We start from the raw sequence: 20,735 nt of genomic DNA, 5'->3' as shown, positions 1-20,735 counted from the left end.
GTGATCCTGCCCTTTGTACGCGCCGCCCCAACCCCTTAGGCGACGACCTCTTTCATGGAAACAGCCGGGTCGACAAGCTTCGCCTTGTCCACCGGCTTGCGGTTGAGGATGAGCTGGCGGCCCATCATGAACTCCGGCGGGGCGTTGATCGCCTCCACCGACTGGATCTGGTCGCCCTTCAGGTGGAAGACCGCGAACTTGCCTGACGCCGGCTCGCCGCGCACCAGCACCTCGTCCACGTCGAAGGCGTAGCCGGCGATCTGGAGCTTCAGGTCGTACTGGTCCGACCACTGCCACGGGCACTCGCCCGCCGGCCGCGGCTTGCCGACGATGGCGCTGGCCGCCTGCTTGGCCTGCTCCAGCGCGTTGGGCACGCTCTCCATCCGGAACATGCGGTCGTAGATCGGCATCGGCCGGTGCGCCACGTCGCCGATCGCGAAGACGTCCGGGTCGGACGTGCGGGCGTCGAGGTCGACCACCACGCCGCGCGCCGTCTCCAGGCCGCAGTCCGAGGCGATCTCGTCGTTGGGCGCGGCGCCCACGCCGACCACCGCGGCGTCGCAGGGGATGGTGCGGCCGTCGGCCAGGGTCACGCCCGTGACGTGGCCGTCCTTCCCCTCGAACCCGGTGACGCTGCAGCCCAGCTCGAAGCGCACGCCGTGCTGCTCGTGGTAGCCCTGGAAGAAGTCGGACAGCACCTTGCAGGCGACGCGGGCGAGGATGCGGTCCTCGCGCTCCAGCACCACCACCTCGGCGCCCAGCGCCCGGCCGGACGCGGCGACCTCCAGGCCGATGTAGCCGCCGCCCACCACCGCGAGCTTCCTGCCCGGCCCGACCGCCGCCTTCAGCGCCTCGGCGTCGGCGGCGGTGCGCAGCGCCATGACGCCCTTCAGGTCCGCGCCGGGGATCGGCAGGGCGATGGCGCGGGCGCCGGTCGCCAGGATCAGCTTGTCGTAGGAGAGCTCCGAGCCGTCGGAGAGCGCCACCGTCCTGGCGCTGCGGGAGATCTTCGTCGCCCGCACGTTGGGGCGGAAGCCGATGTTCGCCTCGGCGTAGAACTCCAGCGGCTTCAGCGCCAGCGAGTCGGCGTCGGCCTCGCCCTTCAGCCAGGCCTTCGACAGCGGCGGCCGCTGGTAGGGGGCGATGGGCTCCTCGCCCACCAGAGTGATCGGGCCCTCGTGGCCGTACTGGCGCAGCAGGGCCGCGGCCGTGCCGCCGGCATGCCCCGCCCCGATGATCACCACATGGCCCTGGCTCATGAGACCTCGATGCCCAAAAGTGACGCCCGCGTCAACTTGACCGTGCGGCGGGCGCCGACGCTCAGCCCGCCTTCCGCTGGGCGATCCAGTCGTCGACGCTGCGGTCGAGCACCGACAGCGGCACCGAGCCCGCGCCCACCAGCAGGTCGTGGAAGCCCTTGATGTCGAACTTCGGCCCCAGCTCCCGCTCGGCCTTGGCGCGGAGCTGCTGGATGCGCAGCATGCCGATCTTGTAGCCGGTGGCCTGGCCCGGAAGCGTGATGTAGCGGCGGACCTCCGAGCGCGCCTTGTCCTCGCTCGTGTGCGCCGTCTCGATCATGTAGCGGACCGCCTGGTCCTCGCTCCAGCCCTTAGCGTGGATGCCGGTGTCGACCACCAGGCGGGCGGCCCAGAACAGCTCGGCGTCGAGGCGCATGAAGTCGGCGGCCACGTCCGGATAGACGCCCATCTCCTTGCACAGGGCCTCGGTGTAGAGCGCCCAGCCCTCGCCGAAGGCCACGTAGCGGTAGCCGGCGCGGAACTTCGGCTGGCCGGTCTGGCGCACCTGGATGTCGCCCTGCATCACGTGGCCGGGCACGGCCTCGTGGCACATCAGGCTGTACATGTCGGCCGGGTCGTCGATGTTGCCCAGCATGTGGATGTAGACCCGACCCGGCCGCGAGCCGTCGGGGCTGGGGGCGGCGGCGTGGGCCGCGCCGCCGGCCACCTCGCTGAACGAGGGCTCGCGGATCACCTCCATCCGGTGGGCGGGGACGAGGCCGAACCAGCCCGGGACCTTCTCGCGCACCTGGGCCACGAAGGCGTTGGCGACGCGCAGGTATTCGGCGCGGTTCTGGTCGGTCCAGGGGACCCGCGGGGCGACCCGCTGGCGCTCGGCGTAGAAGGCGTCGGCGGAGGCGAGGCCGGCCTGGCGGGCCAGCGCGTCCTGCTCGCCGCGGATGCGGGCCACCTCGGCCCGGCCGAGCTCGTGGACCTCGTCCGGCGTCATGTCGGTGGTGGTGTTGAGGTTCAGCGCCGCGGCGTACCAGGCCGCCCCGCCCGGCAGGGTCACCGCGCCGGTCGCCCCGGTGGGCGCCTTGCCGATGTCGCCCTCGGCCCAGGCGATGACCCGCTGGTAGGCCGGCCGGATGGAGAGCAGGGCCGCGCGGGTGTCCGCCAGCAGGGTCTCGGCCTCCTGCGGCGTCAGCTTGCCGGCCGTCTGCAGCTTGCCGACCTTGTCCTTGGCGTCGGCCCAGAGCGGCGAGTCGGCGCCGGCGGCGTCGAACGGCTGGCCGGCGATCATCTGGCGGCTGCCCGAGATCACCCGCTCGTACTGGAAGCGCGGGGCGCGGATGCCCTGCGCGGCCGAGCTGCGGCTGGCGGCGACGCCGTCGTCCAGCGCCTGGGTCATCGCCCGGATGCGGGCGTTGTAGGCCCGCATGTCGTCGGCCGAGCCCACGTTGTGGGTGTTGATCAGGAAGTCGGGCAGGCCCGCGTGGGCCGAGTAGAGGAACGAGTAGAACGGCGGGGTGAAGCGCCGGTAGCGGTAGGCGGTCTCCGCCCGGTCCAGCTCCAGCGCCCACATGTCGTACCAGGACTGGGCGCGGGGCGAGAGCTTCTGGCGGTCGAACTGGGCCTTCAGCCGCGCGACGCTGCCGCGCCGCCACTGGAGGAGCCTGAGCTGGCCGGCGTCGGAGGTGTCGTCCAGCCGGTCCATGTGGGTCTTGCGGCCGAGCCGGGTGGCGAGCTGCGGCCGCAGGGCCAGCTCCTGCTCGAACTCGGCGTCGAGGAAGGCCGTCAGCCGGGCGTCCTCGGAGGTCGCCTGGGCCAGCGCCTGGGCGGGCGCGAGCGCCGCCCCGGCCGGAACGGCGCCCAGCGCCAGGGTCAGTGCGAACGCCGCCGTCTTGATCACTACGCCTACTCCCCCCGTGGCCGGGCTCAGGTCACCCGGTCCGCCAGCATCTTCTTGACCTCGGCGATCGCCTTGGCCGGATTCAGCCCCTTCGGACAAACCTGCGCACAGTTCATGATCGTGTGGCAGCGGTACAGTTTGAAAGGATCTTCCAAATCGTCGAGGCGGGCGCCCGTGCTTTCGTCGCGGCTGTCGATGATCCAGCGGTAGGCGTGCAGCAGGGCGGCCGGGCCCAGGTACTTCTCCTGATTCCACCAGTAGCTCGGGCACGAGGTCGAGCAGCAGGCGCAGAGGATGCACTCGTAGAGGCCGTCGAGCTTCTCGCGATCCTCGGGGCTCTGGCGCCACTCCTTCTGCGGCTCGGGAGTCTCGGTGTGCAGCCAGGGCTCGATGGAGGCGTACTGGGCGTAGAACAGCGTCAGGTCCGGCACCAGATCCTTGACCACGGGCATGTGCGGCAGCGGGGCCACCTGACACTCCTTACCGGGCACCTCCTCCCAGCCGTGGGTGCAGGCCAGGGTGTTGCGGCCGCCGATGTTCATGGCGCAGGAGCCACAGACGCCTTCGCGGCACGAGCGCCGGAACGCCAGCGTCGGGTCCATGGTGTTCTTGATATGGATGAGGACGTCCAGGACCATCGGGCCGCAGGCGTCCACGTCCACCTCGTAAGTGTCCCAACGCGGGTTCTCGCTGCCCTCGGGATCGTAGCGGTAGATCCGCAAGGTCTTGGTGCGGCCGGCGCCGGCGGGCGCGTGGAAGTGCTTGCCCTTGGTGACGCGGGAGTTCTTCGGAAGCGTGAGCTGGACCATCTGGGCGTGCGTCCTCAGTACACCCGCGCCTTGGGCGGGATGTAGGCGATGTCGTTGGTCATCGTGAAGTTGTGGACCGGCCGGTAGTCGATCCGCACCTTGCCGGACACGTCGTCGAACCAGGCGAGCGTGTGCTTCATCCAGGTCTTGTCGTCGCGGTCGGGGAAGTCCTCGTGGGCGTGCGCGCCGCGGCTCTCGGTCCGGTTGGCCGCGCCGTTCACCGTCACCACCGCCTGGCCGACCAGGTTGTCGAACTCCAGGGTCTCCATCAGGTCGGTGTTCCAGATGAGGCCGCGGTCGGAGACGCGGATGTCGCCGCGCTGAGCGTGGACGGCGGCCAACCGCTTCACGCCCGAGTTCAGGCTCTCGGAGGTGCGGAACACCGCCGCCTCCTCCTGCATGGCCCGCTGCATCTCGAGCCGCAGAGACGCGGTCGGCGTCGAGCCCGACGCGTTCCGCAGGCGGTCGAAGCGCGCCAGGTGGCTCTCGGTGTGGTGGGGCTTGAGCTCCGGCTGCTTCTCGCCCGCCTTGATGGTGTCGGCGGCCCGAAGCGCGGCCGAGCGGCCGAACACCACCAGGTCGATCAGGCTGTTGGAGCCGAGGCGATTGGCGCCGTGCACCGAGACGCAGGCCGCCTCGCCCACCGCCATCAGCCCCGGCACCACCCGGTCCGGATCCTTGCCGTCCTTGGTCACCACCTCCGAGTAGAAGTTCGTCGGGATGCCGCCCATGTTGTAGTGCACCGTCGGCAGGACCGGGATCGGCTCCTTGGTGACGTCGACGCCGGCGAAGATCTTGGCGCTCTCCGAGATGCCCGGCAGGCGCTCGGCCAGGACCGCGGGATCCAGGTGGTCGAGGTGCAGGAAGATGTGATCCTTCTTCGGGCCGACGCCGCGGCCTTCACGGATCTCGATGGTCATGGCGCGGCTGACCATGTCCCGCGGTGCGAGGTCCTTCACGGTCGGCGCATAGCGCTCCATGAACCGCTCGCCCTCGGAGTTGGTCAGATAGCCGCCCTCGCCCCGCGCGCCTTCGGTGATCAGGCAGCCCGCGCCGTAGATGCCGGTCGGGTGGAACTGCACGAATTCCATGTCCTGCAACGGCAGGCCGGCGCGCAGCACCATGGCGTTGCCGTCGCCCGTGCAGGTGTGGGCGCTGGTGCAGGAGAAGTAGGCCCGGCCGTAGCCGCCGGTCGCCAGGATGACGAGCTGCGCCTGGAAGCGGTGCAGGGTGCCGTCGTCCAGCTTCCACGCGGTCACGCCGCGGCAGACGCCCTCGTCCATGATCAGGTCGAGCGCGAAGTACTCGATGAAGAACTCGGTGTCGTGCGCCAGCGACTGCCCGTACATGGTGTGCAGCATGGCGTGCCCGGTGCGGTCGGCCGCGGCGCAGGTGCGCTGGATCGGCGCCTCGCCGAAGTTGCGGGTCATGCCGCCGAAGGCGCGCTGGTAGATCTTGCCGTCCGCGGTCCGCGAGAACGGCACGCCCCAGTGCTCCAGCTCGTACACCGCGGCGGGCGCGTTGCGGCAGAGGTACTCGATGGCATCCTGGTCACCCAGCCAGTCCGACCCCTTGACGGTGTCGTACATGTGCCAGCGCCAGTCGTCTTCGCCCATGTTGCCGAGGCTGGCGGAGATGCCGCCCTGGGCCGCGACCGTGTGCGAACGGGTCGGGAAGACCTTCGAGATGCAGGCCGTCTTCAGGCCCGCCTGGGCGCAGCCGAGCGCGGCGCGGAGGCCAGAGCCGCCGGCGCCGACGACGACGACGTCGAACTTGTGGTCGATGAATTCGTAGGCCGACATGGCTTCAGTAGACCCCGCCGCTGAATGCGACTTTCAGGATGGAGATGACCGACAGCGCCCCCGCGAGGCCGCAGACGAGAAGGTTGAGGAGCAGCAGCCCGGCCTTGCTGAGCGTCTTGTGGATGTAGTCCTCCACAATGATCCGCATGCCATCGTGCATGTGCCAGAAGCTGACGGCGAACAGCAGGACGAGCAGGGTCGCGTTGACCGGCTGGCTCACCCATTCCACGGCGAAGGCGTAGTCGTGGGCCGCCAGGCGCATGGCGGCGAACACCGCCCACAAGCAGAGCGGCACGAGGGCGACACCGCCCACCCGCTCGCCAATCCAGGTGCCGACCCCGTGCTTGGCGGCGCCCAGGCCGCGAGCCCGGGAAAGCGGCGTGCGATAGCTGGCCATCAGAGCGCCCCCGTCATGCCGGCGATGACCCAGACCGCGATCGTGGCCGCCAGCGCGAAGGCGAGCACCAGGGCCGCCGAGGCGTTGGCGCTCTTCACGTCCAGGCCGTGGCCGAGGTCCCAGACCACGTGCCGGACGCCGTTGGCCAGGTGGTAGAACAGCGACAGCGTCATGCCGAACAGCACGAACTTGCCGATCGGCGAGCCGAGCACCGCCTTGAAGGTGGCGTAGGCCTCCGCGCCGCTGGCCAGCGACACGGCCCAGGCCGCGGCGATCAGGGCGCCCAGGTAGAGGCCGACCCCCGTCACCCGGTGCAGGATCGAGGTCAGCATGGTGATGTGCCACCGCCAGACCTGGAGGTGTGGCGACAACGGGCGCTCGCGCGGAGCCCGGGTGGCGTCGGTCATGTTTAGCCGCTCGCTCTTTGTGTGGAGGCGGCCCCGCTTTTAAGCCGCCCCGGAACGCTGTCAACGAAGGCCCCCACCAGAACGCAGGCGCCTTCGCAAACGCCGAATCCTGTGACTTTCCGGTCGCTTCGCAATGCGTGATTGCTGTAGTGATCCTTCGCGAAAGACGAAGGAAACATGCGGTTCGACCTCACCGACCTGCGCCTCTTTTGTGAAGTGGTGGACGCCGGCTCGATCACGGCGGGCGCGGAGCGGTCGGCGCTGGCGCTGGCGGCGGCGTCCACGCGCATCCGCGGCATGGAGGACAGCCTCGGCGCGCCGCTGCTCTCCCGCTCGCGGCAGGGAGTGACGCCGACCCCGGCCGGACGGATGCTGCTGAAGCACGCTCGGGCGATCCTCGACCAGAGCGCCCGCATGCGCGAGGACCTCGGCGCCTTCGCGGGCGGCGTTTCGGGCGAGGTGCGGGTGCTGGCCAACACCAACGCCCTGACCGAATTCCTGCCCGAGGCGCTGTCGTCCTTCCTGGCCGACCACCCCCACGTCAGCGTCGACCTGGAGGAGCGCCTGTCGGACGAGATCGTCGGCCTGATCGCCGAGGGCGTCGGCGATGTTGGCATCGTCGCCGGCACGGTGGAGGTCGGCGCGCTGCAGACCTATCCCTTCCGGTCCGACCGCTTCGTGGTGGTCACCGCCGAGGACCACCCACTCGCCGCCCGGACGAGCGTCGGCTTCGCCCAGGTGTTGGACTACGACTTCGTCGGGCTCGAGCGCTCCAGCTCGTTGCAGCGCTTCCTGTCCGCCAAGGCCGCGCGCGAGGGTCGGCCCTTGAAGCTGCGGGTCCAGCTCCGCAGCTTCGACGCCGTCTGCCGGCTGGTGGAATGCGGCGTCGGGGTGGGAGTCGTGCCCCAGACCACCGCCCGGCGCGCGGCCAAGACCATGCGGCTGGGGATCGTGGAACTGGCCGACGACTGGGCGGTGCGGGACCTCAACATCGTCGTCCGCGCCATGGACGACCTGCGCCCCTACGCCCGGGAACTGGTGGAGAGCCTGCGCGGCGGCTAGCGGTCCGCGAGCCAGTCGGCCGAGCGCATTTCCTGCAGGCGCGAGGCGGTGCGCTCGAACTCGAAGGCGCCGTCGCCCTGCGGATAGAGCGTCTGCGGCTCGGCCTCGGCCAGCACGATCAGCCGGGTCCGCCCCTCGTAGAGCGCGTCGATGAGCAGGACGAAGCGCCGGGCCTCCTCCCGGCGGCTGGGCGTGAGCTTCGGCACGTCCTCCAGGAAGACGGTGTGGAAGCGCTCCGCAAGCGCCAGGTAGTCGTTCGGCCCGAGCGCCACCGAGCAGAGGCTGGCGAACGAGGCCCGCACCATGCCGCCGGCGGCCCGAGGCAGCGTCACCCGGCGTCCGAGGACCTCGAGCTCTCCCCCCGTCTCCTCCTCGCCGCCGAGCATCTCGGTCCAGAGCCGGTCGAAGCTGCGCTGGTTGTCGGGGTCGTTGGGCGAGAACCAGGTGCCCGCCGCGCGCAGCCGGTCCAGGCGGTAGTCGTGGGGACCGGCGATCTCCACCACCTCGACCTTCGACTTGAGGAGATCGATGAAAGGCAGGAAGAGCTGACGGTTGATGCCGTCCTTGTAGAGCTCGTCCGGCAAGCGGTTGGAGGTGGCTACCAGCGTCACGCCGCGGGCGAACAGCGCCTCGAACAGCCGGCCCAGGATCATGGCGTCGGCTATGTCCGTCACCTGGAACTCGTCGAAGCAGAGCAGCCGCGCCTGGTCGGCCACGACGTCGGCCACCGGCGGGATCGGATCGTCGCCCTTCGCCTGGCCGAACCGCGCCTTGCGGGCGGCCGCATCGCCCTTGCGCCAGGCATCGATCAGCCGGTGGATCTCGCCCATGAAGACGTGGAAGTGGGTGCGGCGCTTCTTCTCCGCCGGCGCGGTCTCGAAAAAGAGGTCCATCAGCATGGACTTCCCCCGCCCCACCGGTCCCGCGAGATACACGCCGCGCTGGCTCTCCGGCTTGCGGAACAGCGCCTTGAGCCGGCTGGAGGGCTGCGCCTGGGCGAGGTCGGCTTCCAGCCGGACGAGCGCCTCCAGCCCCCGCTTCTGGGCCGGATCGGGCCGGATCTCCCCCGCGGCCAGGCGGGCGTCGTAGGCGGCGGCGAGGGTGTCGGCCATTCCCGTCCGCCTAGCGGCGGACGGCTTCCGGCGCAAGGAACAGCGGCGCGCCGGGCGGGTTCATGAAGGCGACAAGTAAGGAGACCTTCCATGGCCGAAGACCCCCGCACCTACCAGCCCAGCACCACCTCCGTGAACCGCGCCCGCATGCAGGGCGGCGGCGTGGGCCAGCAGGACATGGACATGCAGCAGGACCCCGATCGCGGGACCCACGCCACCGAGCCGCAGCGCACCGAGGGTTGGGACAACGACCCGGCCGGGACCGGCGACGACCGGGGCCAGGGCTCCAGCGACATGGGCGCCGGCGCGGTAAGCTGGGACGGCGCGAACGCCAGCGGCGCGGCCATGGAGGACCGCAGCTTCGCGTCCACGGGCGCCGGCGATGAGGCGCAGTCCGAGGACGGCGGCGGCGAACGCCGCGACGGCATGGGGCTGGACCCGGACACCGGTCGCGACGAAGCCGGAGTCGGCGAGGTGGGTGACCTCGGCGCGGGCACCCCGGCCAATGTCGACATCCACAAGCTCGGCCAGCCGGACAAGCCCGAGCAGGAGTGGGGCGAGCCTGCCGAGGGCGCCACCTACTCCTCCACCAACACCAATCGCGGCGGTCGCACCGAGTTGGAACGCGGCCAGGGGGCCAAGACCCGGGCCTTCAACAAGGACCAGTTCAGCCGCCGGACTTGAGGCTGGTCCCTCCCTCGGCGGGAGGGACCCTTTCCCTTACCGCATGGTGGGAATGACGAAGGCGCTGTCCTCGACGGCGCCTTCGGGCCACCGGGCGGTGATGGTCTTCACCTTGGTGTAGAAGCGTACGCCTTCCATGCCGTGCTGGTTCGCGTCGCCGAACGCCGAGCGCTTCCAGCCGCCGAAGGTGTGGTAGGCCACCGGCACCGGGATCGGGACGTTGATGCCCACCATGCCGACGTTCACCCGGGCGGCGAACTCGCGGGCCGCGCGGCCGTTGCGAGTGAAGATGGCGACGCCGTTGCCGTACTGGTGCTCCGACGGAAGGGCGAGCGCCTCCTCGAAGGTGTCTGCGCGCACGATCTGGAGGACCGGACCGAAAATCTCCTCCTGGTACGTCCGCATCGTGGGCTTCACCTGGTCGAACAGGCTCGGGCCAATGAAGAAGCCCTTCTCGTAGCCCTGGAGCTTGAAGTCGCGGCCGTCGACCACGAGCTCGGCGCCTTCGTCGACGCCCATCTGGATATAGTCGGTGACGCGCTTCTTGTGGGCCTCGGACACCACCGGGCCGTACTGCGCGGCCGCGTCGGTGGAGACGCCGACCTTCAGGGTCTCGAGCTCGGCAAGCACGCGCTCGCGCACCTCGTCGGCGGTCTTGCGGCCCACGGGCACCACCACCGGCAGGGCCATGCAGCGCTCGCCGGCCGAGCCGTAGGCCGCGCCGATGATGTCCTTGGTGGCCTGCTCCAGGTCGGCGTCCGGCATGATGATGCCGTGGTTCTTGGCGCCACCCATGGCCTGCACGCGCTTCCCGTTCGCCGTGCCGCGGGCGTAGACGTACTGGGCGATGTCGGACGAGCCGACGAAGCTCACCGCCTTGATGTCCGGGTGGTCGAGGATGGCGTCGACGGCCGCCTTGTCGCCGTGCACCACGTTCAGCACGCCCTTGGGCGCGCCCGCCTCCATCATCAGCTCGGCCAGACGGTTGGGGACCGACGGGTCCTTCTCCGAAGGCTTGAGGACGAAGGTGTTGCCGACGGCGATGGCGATGCCGAACATCCACATCGGGATCATCGCCGGGAAGTTGAACGGGGTGATGCCGGCGGCCACGCCGAGCGGCTGGCGCATGGAATAGACGTCGATCCCGGGGCCGGCGCCCTCGGTGTATTCGCCCTTCAGCGCATGCGGGATGCCGCAGGCGAACTCGATCACCTCGAGGCCGCGCTGGATGTCGCCCTTGGAGTCGGCGATCACCTTGCCATGCTCGGAGGACAGCAGCTCGGCCAGTTCGTCCATGCGGGCTTCCACCAGACGCTTGAACTCGAACATGACCCGCGCCCGGCGCTGCGGGTTCACCAGGGCCCAGGTCTGCTGCGCGCGCACCGCCGAAGCCACGGCGGCGTCCACCTCGGCGGTGGTGGCGAGCCCGACGCGGGCCTGCGCCTCGCCGGTGTTGGGGTTGAAGACCTCTCCGAACCGGCCGGAAGTCGACGCGACGGACGCACCGTCGATGAAGTGGGTGATGTCTCGCATGCCGGCGTTTTAGGCCGATGACGTAGCGTCCGCCACCCGGCGCGGTGGCCCAGTCCCTGCTCCACTGTCCGGGGCCGCTTGCCCCTGGTCCCCTCCGCGTCGCATCTTGGGCCATGAGCCTCGCTTCGCCGGCCCAGACCCTGACCACGCCCAGGGCGCGCGACCACATCGTCGACGTGCTGATCTCGGAGCGTGCGCCGCGGCTGTCCGGTTCGGCCGCCTGGCCCGTCCTGCGGCCGCTGCTCTACTCGGTGTTGGACTACGCCAAGGCGCGGCGGATGGCCGACGCCATCGCGCCCCTGCCCGGCCCCCAGGCCCTGGCGCACATCTCCGCCCTGCTCTCGCTGCAGACCGCAGCGGAAGGCCTGGCGCGGGTTCCCCGTGAGAGACGGCTGGTGGTGGTCTGCAACCATCCGACCGGCATCGCCGACGGGATCGCCGTCTACGACGTCCTCAAGCCGGTCCGGCCCGACCTCTGCTTCTACGCCAACTCCGACGCCCACCGGGTCTCGCCCCGGCTCGGCGAGGTGCTGATCCCGGTGGAATGGGTGGAGGCCAAGCGCACGCGCGAGCGCACCCGCGTCACCCTGCAGATGACCCGTGAGGCGCTGGAGTCGGAACGCTGCCTTGTGATCTTTCCCGCCGGCCGGCTGGCGCGACGGCAACCCGACGGCCTGCTGGCCGATCCGCCCTGGGCGCCCAGCGCCGTGTCCATCGCACGCAAGTACGAGGCGACCGTCGTGCCCATCCACGTGGCGGGTCCGTGGTCCACCCTGTTCCACCTGTTCAACCGGGTCTCGCCGGAGCTGCGGGACATCACCCTGTTCCACGAGCTGCTGAACAAGCAGGGCCGGGCCTTCCGCCTGAGGGTTGGCCAGCCGATCCCACACGCCGCGCTGGCCGGCGACCCCGCGGCGGTCACCTTGCGCCTGAAGCATCACGTGGAGCGCGCCCTGGCCGCGGACCCGGAGGCGGCGTTCGCATGATCCTGGAGGCCGAAGGAGACTTCCGCCTCGTCGACGAGGCGGCGACGGCGCGTCTGGGCGAAGCCATCGCCGAGGGCCTGCGGGGCGGCGAGGCCGTTTGCCTATCCGGGCCGCTCGGGGCCGGCAAGTCGACGCTCGCCCGAGCCCTGGTGCGCGCGCTGACGACGCCGGACGAGGACGTGCCCTCGCCCACCTTCACCCTGGTGCAGTTCTACGAGGGGCCGCGGCTGAAGGTCGCCCACTTCGACCTCTACCGCCTCTCGTCGCCGGACGAGGCGTATGAGATCGGTCTGGACGAGGCGCTGGACGACGGCGCGGCAGTGATCGAATGGCCCGAGCGGCTGGAGGGCCGCCTGCCTCCGGACCGACTCGATGTAGAGATTGCGCTTTCCGAGGAAGGCGAAGAACGGCGCGTGCGGCTGATCCCGCACGGCGCGTGGGAAGGACGAGGGCTTGAGTTCGGACCGTGAGGCCCTGAAGGCCGAGTTCCTGAGGCAGGCGGGCTTCGCGGACGCGCAGCGCATCCCGCTGAGCGGCGACGCCTCCACCCGGAGTTACGAGCGCCTGCGCACGCCGGGCGGGGCGAGCCTGATCTTCATGGACCAGCCGCCGGCGCTGGAGAGCAGCGTGTGCCCGCCGGGCGCGACCCGCGAGGAGCGCCTCGCGCTAGGCTACAACGCCGCCAGCCGCCTGGCCGCGGGCTCTGTGGCGGCCTTCGTCGCCACGGCGACCTACCTCAAGTCCCGCGGGCTCTCGGCGCCGGAAATCATCGCCCACGACGTGGTCGCCGGGCTCTGCATCCTCGAGGACCTGGGCGACGGGCTGTTCGCGAGCCTGATCGCCGGCGGCGAGGACGAGCGCCCGCTCTATGAGGCGGCTGTGGACGTGCAGGTGGCCCTGCAGGCCGAGACGCCGCCGGACGTGCTGCACGCCGGCGAGGCGGCCTGGCCGCTGCTCACCTACGACGCCCTCGCCTACAAGGTGGGCGCCGACACCTTCCTGGAGTGGTGGCCGAAGTTCGCCGGCCTGCCCGCCTTTGGCGACGAGGCCGTGGCCGAATGGGACGCCCTGTGGGAGCCCGTGTTCGTGCGCGGCGAGGCGGGCGCCGCCGTGTTCACCCATCGCGACTACCACGCGCAGAACCTGCTCTGGCTGCCGGCGCGCTCCGGACCGGCCCGCGTCGGGCTGATCGACTTCCAGGACGCCCTCAAGGCGCATCCGGCCTGGGATCTCACGCACCTGCTGCAGGACGCGCGCCGCGACGTCTCCGCCGAATTGGAAGCGCTCATGCTGGAGCGCTTCCTTGCGGCCCGGCCGGAGCTCGACCGGGAGGCGTTCCTGGCCGACTACCGCGCGCTCGCCGCCTCCAACGCCGCCCGGATCCTCGGGCGGGTGTTCGCCCGCCAGGCGATCCTCGGCCGGGTGCACTACACCACCTACATGCCGCGCACCTGGCGCTACCTCGAACGGAACCTCCAGGATCCCGCGTTGTCCGACCTGAAGACCTGGTTCGACCGGCACGTGCCGCGCGAGGCGCGGGCGTGAGTGGGCTCCCTCCCGGCCCCACCACCGCCATGGTGCTGGCGGCGGGCCTAGGCACCCGGATGCGGCCGCTGACCGATGTCATGCCCAAGGCGCTCGTGCCGGTCGCAGGCCGGGCGCTGATCGACCGCGTGCTGGACGAACTGGTCGCCGCCGGCGTCACCCGGGCTGTGGTCAACGTCCACCACTTCGCCGACCAGATGGAGCGCCACTTGGCGCAGCGCACCGATCTGGAGGTCCTGGTCTCCGACGAGAGGGCCGAGCTGCTGGATTCGGGCGGCGGCATCCAGCACGCCCGCGACAAGCTCGGCGACGCGCCGATCTTCGTGGCCAACATCGACTCGCTGTGGATCGCGAAGGGCGAGCCGCCGCTCCAGACCCTGAAGCGCGCCTGGGACCCCGCCCGGATGGACATCCTCCTGCTGCTGGTGAAGCGCGGGAACGGTATCGGCTTCGAAGGGCCGAACGGCTTCTTCATGGACGGCGAGGGCCGGCTGACCCACTCCATCCAGCCGGAGCCGCCCACCCCGTTCGCCAACGTTGGCTTCGGCATCATGAAGCCGCAGGCGCTGGATGACTCGCCCCGGACGGGCCCGTTCTCCGTGCTGCCGGTGTGGCGCCGGCTGCAGGCCGAAGGTCGCCTGCACGGCGCGGTGATGGACGCGTTCTGGATGCACGTGGGGGATCCCGCCGCCCGGGAGGCGGCGGAGCTTCGGCTGGGTTAAGGTCCGCCCGTGAGCTTCCTCGACCGCCCCGGCCCCCGCTGGTTCAACATCCCGGCCCACCGCCCGTTCGCCCAGGACCTGGCGCAGGGGCTGCACGAAGCCCTCGCGCCGCTCGGCCCGGAGGCGCTGTCGCAGGCGGTGGTGCTGATCCCCACCCGGCGCGGCGCGCGCGCCATCGCCGACGGCTTCGTCGCCGCGGCCGGCGGGCGGGCCGTCCTGCCGCCGCAGATGCGGCCGCTCGGCGACCTCGAGGAAGGCGAGCCGCCGTTCGAGCCCGGCGACCTGTCGCTGCACCTCCCGGCGGCCATCGATTCGCTGAAGCGGAAGTTCGAGCTGACCCGGCTGGTCGTCGCGCACGAGCACCTGCTCGGCGGGCGCACGCTCACTGCCCCCGCCGCCCTCGAGCTCGCCGAGGCGGTCGGCGGCTTCTTCGACAGCGTGCAGATCGAGGAGGCCGAGGTCGAGGACCGCCTGGCCGATCTCGTGGAGAGCGACTACGCCGAGCACTGGCAGATCAGCCGCGCCTTCCTGGAGAGCGCCGTCCGCGGCTGGTCAGCGCGCCTGCGCGAACTCGGCCTTGTCGACGTCAGCGCCCGCCGCGTCACCCTGCTCCGCCGCCTGGCCGAGGTCTGGACCGAGCGGCCGCCGCCGGGCGTGCTGGTCGCCGCCGGCTCCACCGGCACGGCCCCCGCCACCCGCGCCCTGCTGATCGCCGTCGCGAACGCGCCCCAGGGCTGCGTCGTGCTGCCTGGCCTGGACGAGGGCCTCGCCGACAAGGCTTGGGCCAAGGTCGATGTGCAGCATCCGCAGGGCGCGCTGAAGCGGCTCCTCGACGATGCCCGGATTGAGAAGCGGAACGTCCCGCTCTGGCCGGCCTCGATCCAGGCCAGCATGGCGCGGCGCTGGCGCCAGCGGATCGTCAACGAGGCGCTCCGTCCCGCCGACGAGACCGCCGACTGGCTGCGGGTGATCGCCGAGCTCCGCCGCGAGGGCGGCGACGCCGATCCCATCGCCGAGGGCCTGAAGGGGCTGTCCCTGGTCACCGCCCGCCATGAGGACGAGGCCGCCACCGCCGCCGCCCTGCTGCTACGCGAGGCCATGGAGCAGAAGGACCTCAGCGCCGCCCTCGTGACCCCGGACCAGGCGCTGGCCCGCCGGGTCACCGCCAAGCTCGCGCGCTGGGGCGTCGTGCCCGACTCGTCGGCCGGCGAGAGCCTCGCCGGCAGCCCTTGCGGCTCGCTGGCCGGCCTTGTCGCCAAGGCCGCGGTCGACCCGCTCGACCCCGTCTGCCTGCTGGCCGTCCTGAAGCACCCCTACGTGCGCCTGGGACTCGACCCGGAGGCGCTCGACCGCGCGCGGGACGACCTCGAGCGCCGGGGCCTGCGTGGGCCGCGCGCCGGCGACTGGGACCGGCTCGACCGACGGCTCGAGCGCGCCCCCGACGGCGCCAGCCTGGCCACCCGGCTGCGGGACACCCTGGCCCCGCTCGCCGCCGCGTCGGACGCCCCCGCCGCGCAGGCCGCGGCGCTGGCGGAGGTGATGGAAGCCCTTGGCCGGGACGAGACCGGTGACCTGCGCGACCTCTGGACCGGGTTCGACGGCGAGGCGGTCAGCCGCCTGCTCTCCGGCCTGATCCGGGACGGCGGCGAGCTGCCGCCAGCGAGCCGCCGGGGCTTCGCCGAGCTCCTGGAGCGGCTCATGTCCGGCGAAAGCGTCCGGGCCGGCGGCTCCACTCATCCGCGCCTGCGGATCCTCGGGGCCATCGAGGCGCGCCTTGTCCGCGCCGATCGCCTGGTGGTGGCCGGCCTTGAGGAAGGCGTCTGGCCGCGTGGCGCGCCCCTCGATCCTTTCCTGTCGCGGCCCATGCGCGAGCGCCTGGGCCTGCCGAGCCCCGAGCGGCGGGTCGGCCTCGCCGCCCATGACTTCGCCCAGGCCGCCTGCGCGCCGGAGGTCATCCTGCTGCACACCGAACGCCGCGAGGGCGCGCCGGCCGTGAAGTCCCGCTGGCTCTGGCGGCTGGAGACCCTGGCCAAGGGCGCGGGCCTGACGCTCGCCGGACGTCCCGACGTGCTGGACTGGGCCCGCGCCTTGGACGCGCCCGGCAAGTACGAGCCCTGCCCGCGCCCGGCGCCGAAGCCGCCGCTCGCCGACCGGCCGAAGCGGCTCTACGTCACCCGGATCGAAGCCCTCACCCGCGATCCCTACGCGGTGTGGGCGCGCGACATCCTCGGCCTGCGCCAACTCCCCCGGCCCGATGAGGAGGTGGACGTCCGCATCCGCGGCACCGCCATCCACCTCGCCTTCGAGAAGCTGGCCCTGAACTGGCCCGATCAGGCGCCCGACACGGCCGCCGGTGCGTTCGAGCGCTACTATCTCGACGCCCTTGCCGAGGGCGGGATGCCGCCGGAAGGCTTGGCCCGGGAGACGGCGCTCGCCCGGGAGGCAGCCGCCTGGGTCGCCGAGCTGGAGCGGGAACGCCGCGCCGACGGCCGGGCCATCCACGTGGAGAAGGAGGGTCACCTCGACCTCGACGTCGACGGCGAGGTCTTCCGGGTCTCGGCCAAGGCCGACCGCATCGAGATCGATCCCTCGGGCCTGGGCCACGTGCTCGACTTCAAGACGGGCCGGGCGCCCAGCGCCAAGATGGTCCGCACCGGGTTTTCGCCCCAGCTCACCCTCACCGCCGCCATACTGGCCCGGGGCGGCTTCGCGGCCGCCGGCCTGCCGGCCGCCCCCACCGGCGAACTCGTCTACCTGGAGGTCACCGGCCGCAAGCCAGCCGGCCGGGCCGAGGTGCGCGCCGCGCCCGATGGCGACGGCTCCAGGGTGCTGGAGAGCCAGGGCGCCGTGGACGGGGCCCTGAACGGCCTGGTGGAGCTGGTCCGCCAGTTCCGCGATCCCCGCCGCGGCTACGCCTCGCGCACCGCCCCGCAGTTCGTGAAGCTCTACGCCTCCGACTACGACCACCTGGCCCGCGTGTTCGAGTGGTCCACCTCGGGCGAGGAGGGCGAGGAATGAGCCAGGACCTGCTCGACCGCACGATCGATCCCCAGCAACTCGCCGCCGACCCGACGCTCTCGGCCTTCGTCACCGCCAACGCGGGCTCCGGCAAGACCAAGACCTTGATCGACCGCGTCGCCCGCCTGCTGCTGGCCGGCGCCGATCCGGCTACCATCCTCTGCGTCACCTACACCAAGGCCGCCGCCTCCGAGATGCAGCGCCGGCTGTTCGACCTCCTGGGCGATTGGTCGGTGATGGAGGGCGCGAAGCTCGCCGAGAAGCTGCACGCCCTCGATGGCCGCCATGTCGATCCGAAGGACGAGGCGGCGCTCTCCGAGGCGCGGCGCCTGTTCGCCCGCGCCCTGCAGACCCCCGGCGGTCTGAAGATCCAAACGATCCACGCCTTCTGCGAGAAGCTGCTCCGACGCTTCCCGCTGGAGGCCGGCATCTCTCCGAGCTTCCGGGTGATGGACGACTCGGGCGCCGCCGTCGTGGCCCGGAACGCCCGCGGGCTCGTTGCCCGCCACGCGCTCACCGCCGACGACGCGGTGGCCGAGGCCTACGCCCGCTTCTCCGTCGCCCTGGACTTCCAGAGCTTCGAGGCGATGTTCGCGGACTTTGAGGCGCGGCGGAGCGCCCTCGCCGAGTTCTTCGGCAGGCATCAGGGTCTGGAGGGCGCTGTCGCCTGGGTTTGGCGGACGGTCGACGTGCCGCGCGGCGCCACCGGCGAGAGCCTTTCGGCCGAGGTGATGGACAGGCTCGACCGCGGGCTCTGGCGGCGCGCCGCCGAGACCCTGCTGCGGGGCGGAGCGACCGACCAGAAATGCGCGGCCCAGCTCGCCGCTGTCGCGAACAACCTGGATGCGACCTTCGCCGAGGCCCTGCTGCCGTTCTTCACGGAGAAGGGCGAGGGCGACGCCGCCAAGTGGGTGGGCAAGACCAGCGGCCTGAAGAGCGACGAGGGCTTGCGCGCCCTGCTGCTCGCCGAACAGGCGCGCCTGGAGACCGCCCGCGAGCGGCTTCGGGCCGTGCAGGTCGCCTGGGAGACGCTGGACGCGCTGACGCTCGCCTCCGCCTACCTGTCCGCCTACCAGATCGAGAAGGACGCGGCCGGGGTCCTCGATTTCGCCGACCTGATCGAGAAGGCCTGCCACCTGCTGCGCGACCGGCCCGCCGCGGCCTGGGTGCTCTACAAGCTGGACGGCGGCATCGACCACATCCTGCTCGACGAGGCGCAGGACACCGCACCGGACCAGTGGACGATCATCGACCAGATCACCGGCGAGTTCTTCGCCGGCGCGGGCGTCGGCGGCGAGGGTCGCCTGCGCGACCTGTTCGTCGTCGGCGATCCCAAGCAGTCGATCTACTCCTTCCAGGGCGCCCGGCCCGAGCAACTGCGCCACAAGCTGGAGTTCCACCGCGACCGCGCCACAGGCGCCGGCTTCCGGTTCGAGGAGGTGGAGCTGGTGGACTCCTGGCGCTCGACGCCGGAGGTCCTGCGCTTCGTCGACGCCGCCTTCGCCCCCGCCGCCCTGGCCACGGCGATCCAGCCAGCCCTCGACCGGCCGATCCGACACAGCGCCCAGCGGCGCGACCACGCCGGCTGCGTCGACATCTGGCCGCTGGAGGTGGAGTCCAAGGGCGACGAGCGCGACGCCTGGGATGCGCCGCTCGACGTGGAGTCGGAGGACAGCGCCAACCGCCGGCTCGCCCGCCGGATCGCCGCCGAGATCCAAGCCCTGGTCGCCCGCGGCGACGCCGTGTTCGACAAGGAAAGCCGCCGCTGGCGCGCCGCCCACTACGGCGATGTCCTGATCCTGGTCCGCCGCCGCCGCGCCCTGTTCGAGGAGATCCTCCGCGCCCTGAAGCAGGCCGGCGTCCCCGTGGCCGGCGCCGACCGCTTGGCGCTGTCGCAGCACATCATCTTCGATGACCTGGTGGCGCTCGCCCGCTTCCTGCTGTTCCCCAAGGACGAGTTGACCCTCGCCGCCCTGCTGAAGAGCCCGCTCTGCGGCTTGGACGACGACAGCCTCTACGCACTGGCGCACGGCCGCGACCGGGAAAACCTGTGGCTGCGTCTGCGCCGGCGAGCCGACGAGAGGGCCGACTGGTCCGGCGCGCTGGCCTTCCTCGACCGCGCGCTCGCCGAAAGCCGGGCGCGACGTCCGTTCGAACTCTACGCGGTCCTGCTGGGCCTGAAGGACGGCGCCGGCCTCTCCATGAGACAGCGCCTGCTGCGTCGCCTGGGCGCCGAGGCCGAAGACGCGCTCGACGAGTTCATGAACCAGGTGCTCGCCGCCGAGTCTCGCGGCGTTCACAGCCTCGAAGGCCTCGCCGCCGAGCTCGCCGGGCTCGACATCGTCGTGAAGCGCGAAATGGAAGGAGCCGAGCGCGAGGTCCGGGTGATGACCGCCCACGGCGCGAAGGGGCTGGAGGCGCCGATCGTCTTCCTGCCGGAGACCACACTGACCCAGAGCGCCCGTGGCTCGTCCCTGCTGCACGTCAAGGACGGCTTCCTCTGGTGCGGTTCCTCGGCCCGCGACTGCGAGGCCACCGCCATCGCCCGCCAGGCCCGCGTGGAGCGCGAGGAGGCCGAAGCCTACCGCCTGCTCTACGTCGCCCTCACCCGGGCGCGGGACCGCCTGGTGCTCTGCGGCCGCATCTCCGAACGGACCGACCCCGCCAAGCTGAAGGGCTGGTGGGGCGCGATCCGCGAGGCCCTTGACCACGCCGACATCTCGGACGCGGTCCGCGAGGTGGAGAGCGCCGGCCTGCACTTCCGCCGCTATGGCCCCGACCCGGCCCGCCTGCCGCCCGAGACCGCCGTCGCCACCGCGCCCGCACCCCTGCCGGCTTGGGCCGCGACCTCGCCGCCCCCCGAAGCCTTCGCCCGCTACGCCTCGCCGTCGGACCTCGGCGAAGGGGTGAAGGCGCCCGCGCCCTCGCCGCTGGCGACCGCCGGCGGCCTGGGTCGCTTCCGTCGCGGCGACCTGATTCACCGGCTGCTGCAGATCCTGCCGGACCTCGCCCCCGAAGCTCGGCCCGACGGCGCACGCGCCCTGCTGGCCCGGGAGCGCGACCTCACGGACGATCAGCGGAGCGAGATGACCGCGGCGGCGCTCAGCGTGCTCGAGGACCCCCGCTTCGCGGACGTGTTCGGCCCCGGCTCCCGCGCCGAGGTGGGCATCGCCGGCACGGCGGCCGCCCTGCCGTCCGGCCTCAGGATCTCCGGCCGCATCGACCGGCTGGTGGTGCTCCCCGATAGGGTGCTGGTGGTGGACTTCAAGACGAACCGGCCGTCTCCGCAGCGGATCGAGGACGCCGATCCTGCCTATCTCCGCCAGATGGCCCTCTACGCCGCGGTGCTAGGCGAGGTCTTCGCCGGCCGCAGGATCGAGGCGGCGCTCGTCTGGACCGATGGGCCGAAGCTGATGCCTATCGCAGAAAACCTGTTGGCCCAGAGCCTTGCCGAGCTGCGCCGCGGCGGTTGATACCGGGCTGAACGCGGCCTACATCGCGGATCAAG

The 20,735-nt window shown here is 71.6% G+C and carries 16 protein-coding genes; 8 read left to right on the top strand and 8 right to left on the bottom strand.

Annotation, left to right across the window (positions count from 1 at the left end):
* Positions 1–35 precede the first annotated feature (35 nt).
* From ACE3Q8_RS01195 to sdhC, 6 genes are all read right to left on the bottom strand, one after another.
* A complete protein-coding gene (locus tag ACE3Q8_RS01195; RefSeq protein ID WP_374468099.1) occupies positions 36–1,259 on the bottom strand; it encodes an NAD(P)/FAD-dependent oxidoreductase in 1,224 nt (407 codons plus the stop codon).
* 61 nt (positions 1,260–1,320) lie between these two features.
* Complete coding sequence (locus tag ACE3Q8_RS01190; protein WP_374468098.1) at positions 1,321–3,150, bottom strand: DUF885 family protein; 1,830 nt, start codon at positions 3,148–3,150, stop codon at positions 1,321–1,323.
* Positions 3,151–3,176: 26 nt separating this feature from the next.
* Positions 3,177–3,959 carry a succinate dehydrogenase iron-sulfur subunit gene (locus ACE3Q8_RS01185; RefSeq protein ID WP_374468096.1) on the bottom strand — a complete coding sequence of 261 codons (783 nt, stop codon included), beginning with the start codon at positions 3,957–3,959 and terminating at the stop codon, positions 3,177–3,179.
* A gap of 14 nt (positions 3,960–3,973) precedes the next feature.
* Positions 3,974–5,761 carry a succinate dehydrogenase flavoprotein subunit gene (sdhA, locus tag ACE3Q8_RS01180; protein WP_374468094.1) on the bottom strand — a complete coding sequence of 596 codons (1,788 nt, stop codon included), beginning with the start codon at positions 5,759–5,761 and terminating at the stop codon, positions 3,974–3,976.
* Positions 5,762–5,765: 4 nt separating this feature from the next.
* Positions 5,766–6,158: a succinate dehydrogenase, hydrophobic membrane anchor protein gene (gene sdhD, locus ACE3Q8_RS01175; RefSeq protein WP_374468092.1), complete on the bottom strand. Its 393-nt coding sequence runs from the start codon at positions 6,156–6,158 to the stop codon at positions 5,766–5,768.
* On the bottom strand, positions 6,158–6,565 hold the full coding sequence (sdhC, locus tag ACE3Q8_RS01170; RefSeq protein ID WP_374468090.1) for a succinate dehydrogenase, cytochrome b556 subunit: 408 nt from the start codon (positions 6,563–6,565) through the stop codon (positions 6,158–6,160). Before sdhC ends, sdhD begins: the two co-directional genes overlap by 1 nt.
* A 177-nt stretch (positions 6,566–6,742) precedes the next feature.
* On the opposite strand from sdhC, the gene ACE3Q8_RS01165 reads away from it, so the two are divergent.
* The gene (locus ACE3Q8_RS01165; protein ID WP_374468088.1) at positions 6,743–7,627 is read left to right on the top strand and encodes a LysR substrate-binding domain-containing protein; all 885 of its coding nucleotides are present in this window, start codon (positions 6,743–6,745) and stop codon (positions 7,625–7,627) included.
* Here the strand turns inward: ACE3Q8_RS01165 and zapE are convergent.
* A complete protein-coding gene (zapE, locus tag ACE3Q8_RS01160) occupies positions 7,624–8,739 on the bottom strand; it encodes a cell division protein ZapE (RefSeq protein ID WP_374468086.1) in 1,116 nt (371 codons plus the stop codon). The genes ACE3Q8_RS01165 and zapE overlap by 4 nt on opposite strands.
* A 90-nt stretch (positions 8,740–8,829) precedes the next feature.
* Here zapE and ACE3Q8_RS01155 point away from each other — a divergent pair, with 90 nt between their 5' ends.
* Entirely contained in the window at positions 8,830–9,423 is a 594-nt protein-coding gene (locus ACE3Q8_RS01155; protein WP_374468084.1) for a hypothetical protein, read from the top strand.
* A 36-nt stretch (positions 9,424–9,459) separates the two neighbouring features.
* Here ACE3Q8_RS01155 and ACE3Q8_RS01150 read toward each other — a convergent pair whose 3' ends face one another.
* Positions 9,460–10,956, bottom strand: coding sequence for a CoA-acylating methylmalonate-semialdehyde dehydrogenase (locus tag ACE3Q8_RS01150; RefSeq protein ID WP_374468082.1), 1,497 nt, complete (start codon positions 10,954–10,956; stop codon positions 9,460–9,462).
* Positions 10,957–11,069: 113 nt separating this feature from the next.
* Here ACE3Q8_RS01150 and ACE3Q8_RS01145 point away from each other — a divergent pair, with 113 nt between their 5' ends.
* From ACE3Q8_RS01145 to addA, 6 genes are read left to right on the top strand one after another with little or no spacing between them, the layout of a single operon-like run.
* Positions 11,070–11,942, top strand: a complete 873-nt coding sequence (locus tag ACE3Q8_RS01145) for a 1-acyl-sn-glycerol-3-phosphate acyltransferase (RefSeq protein ID WP_374468080.1) — start codon at positions 11,070–11,072, stop codon at positions 11,940–11,942.
* The gene (tsaE, locus tag ACE3Q8_RS01140; protein ID WP_374468078.1) at positions 11,939–12,412 is read left to right on the top strand and encodes a tRNA (adenosine(37)-N6)-threonylcarbamoyltransferase complex ATPase subunit type 1 TsaE; all 474 of its coding nucleotides are present in this window, start codon (positions 11,939–11,941) and stop codon (positions 12,410–12,412) included. The genes ACE3Q8_RS01145 and tsaE overlap by 4 nt, the downstream gene beginning before the upstream one ends.
* Positions 12,396–13,487, top strand: coding sequence for an N-acetylmuramate/N-acetylglucosamine kinase AmgK (amgK, locus tag ACE3Q8_RS01135; RefSeq protein WP_374468076.1), 1,092 nt, complete (start codon positions 12,396–12,398; stop codon positions 13,485–13,487). Before tsaE ends, amgK begins: the two co-directional genes overlap by 17 nt.
* Positions 13,484–14,209 carry a nucleotidyltransferase family protein gene (locus ACE3Q8_RS01130; RefSeq protein ID WP_374468074.1) on the top strand — a complete coding sequence of 242 codons (726 nt, stop codon included), beginning with the start codon at positions 13,484–13,486 and terminating at the stop codon, positions 14,207–14,209. Before amgK ends, ACE3Q8_RS01130 begins: the two co-directional genes overlap by 4 nt.
* 9 nt (positions 14,210–14,218) lie before the next feature.
* Positions 14,219–17,227, top strand: coding sequence for a double-strand break repair protein AddB (addB, locus tag ACE3Q8_RS01125; protein WP_374468072.1), 3,009 nt, complete (start codon positions 14,219–14,221; stop codon positions 17,225–17,227).
* On the top strand, positions 17,224–20,700 hold the full coding sequence (gene addA / locus ACE3Q8_RS01120) for a double-strand break repair helicase AddA (RefSeq protein WP_374468070.1): 3,477 nt from the start codon (positions 17,224–17,226) through the stop codon (positions 20,698–20,700). The genes addB and addA overlap by 4 nt, the downstream gene beginning before the upstream one ends.
* Positions 20,701–20,735 lie beyond the last annotated feature (35 nt).

This window comes from Phenylobacterium sp., assembly GCF_041913825.1.
Taxonomy (GTDB): Bacteria; Pseudomonadota; Alphaproteobacteria; order Caulobacterales; family Caulobacteraceae; genus Phenylobacterium.
The sequence above is the reverse complement of the archived record's forward strand: the minus strand, read 5'-3'. Positions and strand labels throughout refer to the sequence as shown.